This window comes from Flavobacterium fluvii (assembly GCF_900129545.1).
In the GTDB taxonomy this organism is placed as follows: Bacteria; Bacteroidota; Bacteroidia; order Flavobacteriales; family Flavobacteriaceae; genus Flavobacterium; species Flavobacterium fluvii.
In genome coordinates this window covers 1-1,473 of the sequence record NZ_FQWB01000026.1, presented here as the reverse complement: position 1 = coordinate 1,473, position 1,473 = coordinate 1, and the positions used below count along the sequence as shown (strand labels likewise).

Annotated in this window: 1 protein-coding gene; it reads right to left on the bottom strand. The window is 37.1% G+C overall.

Going from position 1 to position 1,473, the window contains the following annotated elements:
- Positions 1-163: 163 nt before the first annotated feature.
- Positions 164-1,399: an IS110 family RNA-guided transposase gene (locus BUC16_RS17425; RefSeq protein WP_073372090.1), complete on the bottom strand. Its 1,236-nt coding sequence runs from the start codon at positions 1,397-1,399 to the stop codon at positions 164-166.
- Positions 1,400-1,473: the final 74 nt, after the last annotated feature.

The window sequence follows — 1,473 nt, the reverse complement described above, 5'->3', positions numbered from 1 at the left end:
TTTTTCTTCTGAAAATGATTTATTTAAAAGGTTCTTTGACATTAAAAAACGCTAAAGGGTAAAATTTTCTTCTGCGTGCTCGTGGCAACAATGGTTTGTTCTTAGCGTTTAGGGTCAATTTCTTTTTCGCGGTTACATACGTACCAGCAGTAAAAGACGACCTTCAATGGGCTTGGGTTATTTCAACCTCAAAACCCATATTTTTTAATTTGTCAAGATAGGACTGAACCTGACTTTGTTTTCTTCTTGAATCAATATAATCATAACCTAACTCAAAATAAGGAACCTTGTATTTGATGATAAAATAAGCCGCATTGAGGATTTTATGACCAACAGCAACTAGTGCTCTTTTTTTACCTCTACGACCAATAAGTGATTCGAATTTTTTTCTCAGATAGCAATCTTTTACATGGGAAGCAGCCCAAGCACATTCAACCAATGCGGTTTTTAGATGCTGATTTCCCTTTGTGGTACGGCTTGAATGCACTTTCCCTGCGCTTTGGTTATTGCCGGGACAAATTCCCGCCCAAGATGCCAAATGTTGGGTAGTTGGAAATACATTCATGTCAACTCCAATTTCTGCTATCAATACCGCTGAGCTGATTCTGTTTATTCCTGGGATGGTCTGTAAAAGATTGATTTCTTCATTAAAAGGCTGGCAAAGAGAATCTATTTTTTGATCAATCAATGCTATTTTGTTCTGGATGTTGTCAATATTCAACTGAATGGTATCAAGCATAAATTTATGGTGTGGAGTAAGTTTCCCTTGCAATGACTCTTTGAGTATCTCACTTTTTTTTCTAATTCTACCATGGCAAAGGGCGAGCAGTTCTTCAAAATTGTTGTTGCCGCTTTTGATTGCTTCAACCAGGAGTCTGCCAGATTTTCCAAAAACATCACTAATTACGTTACTTAATTTAAAATTGGCGTCCTGCAGGATTTTTTCAAAACGATTGTATTCAGCTGTCGAATTTTGAACCATTTTTTTTCTGTATCGGGTTAAATCCCGTAGGTTTCGTATTTCGCTTGGAGGAATAAAACTTGCCTTTAACAATCCGCTAAGCAATAACTTGGCTAACCATCTGCTATCCTTTTTATCGGTTTTGTGTCCCGGAATGTTTTTAACGTGTTTGGCATTGACTAAAAGGATTTCGAAATCATCTTCGAGAATATTATATACGGGTTTCCAATAAATCCCAGTGCTCTCCATCACAACATGAGTAATGGCAAACGATTTAAGCCATAAACACAGACTTCGTAAATCGTTGGTGTATGTCGTAAAAGTTTTTGTCTCGGTTATAATTTCTGTACCCATAACAGTCACGACCACAGTATCACGATGCACATCCATACCTGCGCCTCGTTCAATAATTTGAGGAAATGAGATTTGAGCTTCCATAACATTAAGATTTATACACAAAGTTACGCATCATTCCATTTTCATCCGGGTTTGTGATTGCTCTTTAATCATGA